The sequence below is a fragment of the Conyzicola sp. genome, from assembly GCF_046714715.1.
In the GTDB taxonomy this organism is placed as follows: domain Bacteria; phylum Actinomycetota; class Actinomycetes; order Actinomycetales; family Microbacteriaceae; genus Conyzicola.
In genome coordinates this window covers 1-7,800 of sequence record NZ_JBKKAD010000122.1, presented here as the reverse complement: position 1 = coordinate 7,800, position 7,800 = coordinate 1, and the positions used below count along the sequence as shown (strand labels likewise).

At 66.0% G+C, this 7,800-nt stretch carries 7 protein-coding genes; all 7 read left to right on the top strand.

What is annotated here, in order from left to right; translation table 11 throughout:
- Window positions 1-926, top strand: a 926-nt coding sequence (gene dapA / locus ACLQ6X_RS09355) for a 4-hydroxy-tetrahydrodipicolinate synthase (RefSeq protein ID WP_411699899.1), incomplete at its 5' end; no start/stop codon positions are given.
- A 52-nt stretch (window positions 927-978) separates the two neighbouring features.
- Window positions 979-2,655, top strand: a complete 1,677-nt coding sequence (locus tag ACLQ6X_RS09350) for a ribonuclease J (protein ID WP_411699898.1) — start codon at window positions 979-981, stop codon at window positions 2,653-2,655.
- A gap of 169 nt (window positions 2,656-2,824) precedes the next feature.
- A complete protein-coding gene (locus ACLQ6X_RS09345; RefSeq protein ID WP_411699897.1) occupies window positions 2,825-5,662 on the top strand; it encodes a DNA translocase FtsK in 2,838 nt (945 codons plus the stop codon).
- A gap of 58 nt (window positions 5,663-5,720) precedes the next feature.
- Entirely contained in the window at window positions 5,721-6,314 is a 594-nt protein-coding gene (gene pgsA / locus ACLQ6X_RS09340; RefSeq protein WP_411699896.1) for a CDP-diacylglycerol--glycerol-3-phosphate 3-phosphatidyltransferase, read from the top strand.
- Window positions 6,311-6,808 (top strand): CinA family protein, encoded by a 498-nt coding sequence (locus ACLQ6X_RS09335; RefSeq protein WP_411699895.1) that lies wholly within the window; start codon window positions 6,311-6,313, stop codon window positions 6,806-6,808. The genes pgsA and ACLQ6X_RS09335 overlap by 4 nt, the downstream gene beginning before the upstream one ends.
- Window positions 6,809-6,953: 145 nt before the next feature.
- Window positions 6,954-7,271 carry a helix-turn-helix domain-containing protein gene (locus ACLQ6X_RS09330; protein WP_188509111.1) on the top strand — a complete coding sequence of 106 codons (318 nt, stop codon included), beginning with the start codon at window positions 6,954-6,956 and terminating at the stop codon, window positions 7,269-7,271.
- A 110-nt stretch (window positions 7,272-7,381) separates the two neighbouring features.
- Window positions 7,382-7,606 (top strand): DUF3046 domain-containing protein, encoded by a 225-nt coding sequence (locus ACLQ6X_RS09325; RefSeq protein WP_411699894.1) that lies wholly within the window; start codon window positions 7,382-7,384, stop codon window positions 7,604-7,606.
- Window positions 7,607-7,800 lie beyond the last annotated feature (194 nt).

The following is a 7,800-nucleotide window of genomic DNA, read 5'->3' as shown; positions in this document are numbered from 1 at the left end:
CGTTCACACCCGACGGCGAAGTGGACTGGAACGACGTCGAGAAGCACATCGATCGCGTGATCACCGACGGGGCGGACGGCATCGTCGTGACCGGTACCACCGGCGAGACATCCACCCTCACCGACCCCGAAAAACTGAAGCTCGTCGAGGTCGCCAAGTCCATGGCCGGCGGCCGCGCCAAGATCATCACCGGCGGCGGATCCAACGAGACCGCGCACGCCATCGAGCTCGCGAAGAAGAGTGAAAAGGCCGGCGCCGACGGCAACATGATCGTCACGCCGTACTACAACAAGCCGACCCAGGCCGGAGTGCTCACACACTTTCGCATGATCGCCGACGCCACCGACCTGCCGGTCATCCTCTACGACATCCCCGGCCGCACCGGCATCCCGATCAAGTACGAGACGATCCTGCGCGCCTCGAAGCACCCGAACATCCTCGCGATCAAAGACGCCAAGGGCGACCTCGCCGAGGTGAGCCGGGTGCTCAACCAGACCGACCTCATCTACTTCTGCGGCGACGATGCCAACGCACTGCCGAGCCTCTCCATCGGCGCCACCGGCCTCATCGGCGTGACTGCGAACATCGCCCCCATGCCGTACCGCCACATGATCGACGCCGTGAACGCGGGCGACCTCATCGCCGCGACCGCGGCCCACAAGGCGCTCGAGCCCCTCGTGCGCGCCATCATGACCCACGTGCCCGGAACGGTGTCGACGAAATACGTGCTGCACGGCCTCGGCCGCATCGGCTCGCCCCGCGTTCGACTGCCCCTCGTAGGGCCGGAGGAGTGGGAAGCCGCGCAGATCGAAGACGAGATCGATCTCGTAAAAGACATCGCCGGCGTCGACTTCCGCAACTTCCGCCCCGACCGCAACGCCGCCGCCGGCGGTGCCCTGCCCAAGGTCGCCGGCACCACCCGCTAGAAGACTTTCACCACGGGGATGAAGACCCCATAGCTCAACAAAAAAGGACCGCATGCCCTCCACTATCTACACGCCCGCCAAGCTCAAGCCCGGCACCCTGCGCATCACCCCGATCGGCGGTCTCGGCGAAATCGGCCGCAATATGACCACGTTCGAGATCGACGGCAAGATCCTCATCGTCGACTGCGGCGTGCTCTTCCCCGAAGAGCACCAGCCCGGCGTCGACCTGATCCTTCCCGACTTCAGCCCGATCAAGGACCGCCTGCAGGACATCATCGGCGTCGTGCTCACGCACGGCCACGAAGACCACATCGGCGCGGTGCCCTACCTGCTCAAGCTGCGCGCGGACATCCCGCTCATCGGTTCCACCCTGACGCTCGCCCTCATCGAGGCGAAGCTCAAGGAACACCGCATCGTGCCCTACACGCTCACCGTCGCCGAGGGCGACCTCGAGCGCATGGGCCCGTTCGACCTCGAATTCATCGCCGTGAACCACTCGATCCCCGACGCCCTCGCCGTGTGCATCACGACGAAGGCCGGAACCGTGCTGCACACCGGTGACTTCAAGATGGACCAGCTTCCGCTCGACGACCGCATCACCGACTTGCGCGCGTTCGCCCGCATCGGCGAGACGGGCCTCGACCTGTTCATGAGCGACTCCACCAACGCCGACGTTCCCGGCTTCACGCCGAACGAGCGCGACATCGGCCCGGTTCTCGAGTCGGTCATCGCCCGTGCTCCCCGCCGCGTCATCGTCGCGAGCTTCTCGAGCCACGTGCACCGCGTGCAGCAGGTGCTCGACGCGGCCTATGCCAACGACCGCAAGGTCGTGCTGATGGGCCGCTCGATGGTGCGCAACATGGGCATCGCGGCCGACCTCGGTTACCTCAAGGTTCCGAAGGACGTGCTGATCGACGCGAAGAAGGCAGTCAACCTGCCCGACAACAAGCTCGTCTACATGTCGACCGGAAGCCAGGGCGAGCCCATGGCCGTGCTCTCGCGCATGGCAAACCAGGAGCACCAGATCGTCATCGGCAAGGGCGACACGATCATCCTCGCGTCGAGCCTCATTCCCGGCAACGAGAACGGCGTCTACCGCATGATCAACGGGCTCATGAAGCTCGGGGCGAACGTGGTTCACAAGGGCAACGCCAAGGTGCACGTCTCCGGCCACGCGGCCGCCGGCGAGCTTATCTACTGCTACAACATCCTCAAGCCGAAGAACGTGCTCCCCGTGCACGGCGAGCAGCGTCACCTCGTGGCCAACGCGAACCTCGCAATTCAGACCGGTGTGCCCGAAGAGAACACGTTCATCGCCGAAGACGGCACCGTGCTCGACATGAAGGACGGCTACGTTCATCAGGTCGGCCAGCTCGACCTCGGCTTCGTCTACGTCGACGGCTCGAGCGTCGGCGAGATCACCGAGGCCGACCTCAAGGACCGCCGCATCCTCTCCGAGGAGGGCTTCATCTCCATCTTCGTGGCCGTCGACAAGCAGACCGGCAAGGTTCTCGTCGGTCCGGAAATCCAGGCCCGCGGTTTCGCCGAAGACGAGGCCGTGTTCGACGCCGTCATCCCGCAGGTCATCAAGGCCCTGGAAGACGCGGCGAAGAACGGCACGCGCGACAACGTCGCCCTGACGCAGGTCGTGCGCCGCACGGTCGGCCGCTGGGTCAACACGCAGCACCGTCGCAAGCCGATGATCGTTCCGGTCGTCATCGAGGCGTAATCGCCTCGCCGGTCGAGTAGGTCGCTCTGCGGCCGTATCGAGACCACCGAATCGAGACCTATGGGGTCTGTGCCGTCCGCGGCGCAGACCCCATACTCATGCCCGGCCTGAACCAACACGCACCCCCGGCTAACCGACCGATGACGGCACCCGACGGTACCGTGAACGCATGGCTACGAGTACCAAAGCGACCTCGCGTGCGCGCACGACGTCGACTCGGGCGCGCCCGGCGGCAAAGTCGACCGCCACCAAGAACGTTGCGACCAAGAAGCTTCCCGTGCCGAAGAAGGCACCGAGCGACGAGCCGGGCCTGCTGAGTCGCGCCTACTTCGGTCTCGCCCACGTCGTGGGCGGTGCGGCCCGCGTGCTCGGCAGAGAGACCCTCGCGAAAGACGAACGTCGCGACGGCTTCCCCTTCTTCCTCTTCCTGCTCGCCGTTGCCGGCGCGGTCATCGAGTGGTTCAGTCCGCTCGACCCCGTAGCGATCGCGCTCGACGCCTACACGTTCGGCGGCCTGTTCGGCCGCGTGGCCTTCGCCCTGCCCGTGATCATGCTCGTCTTCGCCGTCTGGCTGTTCCGGCACCCCGCGAGCGTGCACGACAACGGCCGTATCGGCATCGGCCTCACCATCCTGCTCACGACGATCAGCGCGCTGTGCCACATCTTCGGCGGCCAGCCCGGCTGGCCGCTCGTCGCCACCGAGATCGCCGCCGCCGGGGGAGTGCTCGGCTGGCTGCTCGCGGCCCCGTTGCTGCTCGCCACCGAGTGGGTCGCGGTTCCGGTCGTCGTCGTGCTGCTCGTGCTCTCGCTCTTCATCATCACCAAGACCCCGCCGAACCGACTGGGCGACCGCCTCCGCGAGCTCTACGCCTACCTGTTTGGCGCAGAGCTCGAAGAGAAGCCAGCCGCCGCCAAGGGCGACAAGAACGATAAGAGTGACAACAACAACTCGGGCAAGTTCGGCTCGCTCGGCGACCTCGGCGTCGAGAACGACTACGACGCCGATCCCGCGAGCGTTCCGTGGTGGCGCCGCAGCAAGACCGAGTCGAGCAGCGACCAGGCCGCGTTCGATTCACCGGTGGTGAAGCCCACATCAGGGCAGACCGACAAGAACACGCCGAGCGGCGAGACCGAGGTGCTCGACCTCAATCACGCGAAAGACGGCGACTTCGGCATCGAACTGCTCGAAGAGCTCGTACGCGCCGAAGAGGCGGTCAAGCGGTTCACCGGCGAGGTGGAGACCGGCGTCGTCGTGCGCGAAGACACGCCGACCGCGGTCGCGCCGCTTCCCGGGTTCACCACCACGACGAGCGAGAAGGGCAACGCCGGCGAGTTCGAGGGCGCCCAGCAGCCGCCCCTCCGCACGCCGTCGATCCCGCACCGGGGCCCCAGCGCGCCCTACCGCCTGCCCGCGTCATCCATGCTCACCCCCGGAACCCCGCCCAAGTCGCGCAGCGCGGCGAACGACGAGGTTGTCGCGTCGATCACGGAGGTCCTGCGCCAGTTCCAGGTGGATGCCTCGGTCACCGGTTTCAGCCGCGGCCCCTCGGTCACCCGCTACGACCTCGAGCTCGGCCCCGGTGTCAAGGTCGAGCGGGTTACCGCGCTGGCCAAGAACATCAGCTACGCGGTCGCGAGCAACGAGGTCAACATCCTCTCGCCGATCCCCGGAAAGAGCGCCATCGGCGTCGAGATCCCGAACAAAGACCGCGAGATCGTCTCGCTCGGCGATGTACTGACGTCCGGTGCATCCACCCGCAGCACCCACCCCATGACCATCGGGCTCGGCAAAGACGTCGAGGGCGGATTCGTCGTCGCGAACCTCGCGAAGATGCCCCACCTGCTCGTCGCCGGTTCGACCGGCTCGGGTAAGTCGAGCTTCGTCAACTCGATGATCACCTCGGTGCTCATGCGGGCCACGCCCGCCGAGGTGCGCATGGTGCTCATCGACCCGAAGCGCGTCGAGCTCTCGATCTACGCGGGGGTGCCGCACCTCATCACGCCCATCATCACGAACCCGAAGAAGGCCGCCGAAGCGCTGGCCTGGGTCGTGAAGGAGATGGACATGCGCTACGACGACCTCGCCAGCTTCGGCTTCCGTCACATCGACGACTTCAACAAGGCCGTCATCGCGAACGAGATCGTGCTGCCGGTCGGCAGCGAGCGCAAGCTCTCGCCGTACCCCTACCTGCTCGTGGTGGTCGACGAGCTCGCGGACCTCATGATGGTGGCGCCGCGCGACGTCGAAGACTCGATCGTGCGCATCACGCAGCTCGCCCGCGCCTCGGGCATCCACCTCGTGCTCGCCACGCAGCGCCCGTCGGTCGATGTCGTCACCGGCCTCATCAAGGCCAACGTGCCCTCACGGCTCGCGTTCGCGGTGTCGAGCATGACCGACTCCCGCGTCATCCTCGACCAGCCGGGCGCAGACAAGCTCATCGGCCAGGGCGACGCGCTGTTCCTGCCGATGGGCACCTCCAAGGCCATCCGCGTGCAGGGCGCCTGGGTGCAGGAGAGCGAGATCGCCGCGGTCGTCGCGCACGTCATCGCCCAGGCCCAGCCGGATTATCGAGAGGATGTCGCGGTAACCGTCGAAAAGAAGGTGGTCGACGCCGATATCGGCGATGACCTCGAGCTGCTGCTCGCCGCGACGGAACTCATCGTGAGCACGCAGTTCGGCTCGACCTCGATGCTGCAGCGCAAGCTCCGCGTCGGGTTCGCGAAGGCCGGCCGCCTCATGGACCTGCTCGAGAGCCGCGAGATCGTCGGCCCCTCCGAGGGCTCGAAGGCGCGCGACGTGCTCGTCACCGTGGAGCAGCTTCCCGCCGTGCTGGCACGCTTGCGCGGGGGAGACGAGCCCGCGGCGCCCACACCGGCCGCGACCCTCGCCCCCGACAGCCTGCTGCGCCGCGACGCCCCCGATCTCGTTGACGAGAGTTTCGCCGGTTACGATGAGGTCGAGGCGCCGTCAGACGATGACGCCTGGAACCTGACTGACCGGGAGTAACTTCGTGTCGACTGAACCGGTAAACGGCACGACTCCGCACGCTCCGCGTAAGAGCACCATGAGCGGACGCATCTGGCGCGCCGGAGACAGCCCCGCCAGCAACGGCAACGTCGCGAACATCATCACCGTGGTGCGCATCCTGCTGGCCCCGGTGTTCGTCTACCTTCTGCTGCTCGACGGCGGCGAGATGGGCTCGGTGCGCTGGATCGCGGCGGTGCTCTTCATCGTGGCGATCGCCACCGACGGCATCGACGGCTACATCGCCCGCAGCCGCAACCTGGTCACCGACCTCGGGGTGCTGCTCGACCCGATCGCCGACAAGATCCTCACGCTGAGCGCCCTCGTCGTGCTGTCGATCCTCGGCGAGCTGTGGTGGTGGGTCACGCTGATCATCGTCGTGCGCGAGCTCGGCATCACCGTGTGGCGGCTGGTCGTCGTCACCAAGGTGGTCGTGCCCGCGTCGAAGACCGGAAAGCTCAAGACGCTCGCGCAGGCCGTCGCGATCTCGCTCTTCCTGCTGCCGCTGGCCACCGTGTTCGGCGATTGGGTGCTCTGGGTCAACTGGATCGCGATGGCGATCGCCTTCGCCCTCACCGTCTACAGCGGCATCGAGTACCTCGTGCAGGCGCGGCGGGCGAAGCAACACCCGTGACCGATGTCGGCGCCGAGGTGGTCGCGCTGCTCGCACAGCGCGGTCTCACCATCGCGGTCGCGGAGTCTCTCACCGGCGGCCTTCTCGTCGCCGAGCTCGTCCGCACGCCCGGCGCCTCGGCCGTGGTCAACGGGGGAGTGGTGGCCTACAACACCGCCCTGAAGCACAGCGTGCTCGGCGTGGACGCCGAACTGCTCGCCGCGAACGGAGCCGTCGACCCGCTGGTCGCCGAGCAGATGGCGGCGGGAGTCCGGTCCGCCCTCGCGGTCGACGGACGCGCTGCCGACATCGGCATCTCCACCACGGGCGTCGCCGGCCCCGAGCCGCAAAACGGCGCACCCGTCGGCACGGTCTACCTCGGCTTCGCGATCGGAACCCGAGTGACGAACGTCGCTCTGCATCTTTCGGGCACGCGCGATGGCATCCGATCGGCCGTCGTCTCCGAATCACTGGTGCGACTCGCGGTCCTGCTCGCCGATTACCGGCGGGAATAGTCGGCGTTTCGATCTCGTTACAGATAACAGATTAACAAGCGGCATACAGAATGCTCTGGTTAGAGTACTTACGTATCGGCGCATGTAGTGTTACTGCTCCATACACTTTTGTGGATCAGGGCAACAAGTCTTAGAGGAGGGTCCAATGGTTCTAGTTCGTCAAGAAATCGGTGACGTGCTCCGCGACTTCCGTTTGCAGAAGGGGCGCACCCTTCGCCAGGTCGCAAGCAAAGCGAGCGTCGCACTCGGCTACCTCAGCGAGGTGGAGCGTGGTCAGAAAGAGGCCAGCTCCGAAATCCTCGCCTCGGTTGCGGATGCTCTCGAAACGCCGATCTCGGTGATCATGCGTGAAGTGGGCGATCGCCTCGCCATCATCGAAGGTGTCAATCTCGGCACCACAATCCCCGACACCCTTCCCGACGAACTCGTCGCCGAGTTCGACGCGGATCTCGTCTCCCGGTAACATCCTCCTCCCAGCCCCTGATTCGCTCGAACGCCCCGGTCACCGCCGGGGCGTTCGTCGTTTCCCGCTGTGCTTCTGAAACTTCTCGTCTCCACAGTTAGGGTTGACCGGTGCGATTGAGTGAATTCCGGATAGCGGTCGAAGAAGAGTTCGGCGCGGCCTACGGCCGCGTCATCACCCGCGACCTCGTTCTCGGCGACGTGGGCGGACTCACAGCAGAGCAGGCGATCAAATCCGGCGTCGCGCCACGCGCCATCTGGAATGCCCTGTGCGACGCGAGCGACGTTCCGGCGGAGCGGCGTTACGGCGTCGGATTGCGCGAAGCGAACAACTAGCCGCACCGGGCTTGGCTGAGTGGCCGCAACACGCCGCCGTCGCTCCTATCGAACATCCGTTCGGATGTCTGTAGACTCCCTCATAGCTTCTATCGAAGACGGTTTATCCACCGTTGGCGAGGCGTACGGCTCGATGTCGTACCCCGCACCTACGGTTGGAAACAACTGAACCAGCCTTTGTCGGAAGGCTCGGG

Coding starts and splice junctions, on each gene's coding strand:
- ACLQ6X_RS09350 (WP_411699898.1), top strand. CDS start 979: ATGCCCTCCACTATCTACACGCCCGCCAAGCTCAAGCCCGGCACCCTG.
- ACLQ6X_RS09345 (WP_411699897.1), top strand. CDS start 2,825: ATGGCTACGAGTACCAAAGCGACCTCGCGTGCGCGCACGACGTCGACT.
- pgsA (WP_411699896.1), top strand. CDS start 5,721: ATGAGCGGACGCATCTGGCGCGCCGGAGACAGCCCCGCCAGCAACGGC.
- ACLQ6X_RS09330 (WP_188509111.1), top strand. CDS start 6,954: ATGGTTCTAGTTCGTCAAGAAATCGGTGACGTGCTCCGCGACTTCCGT.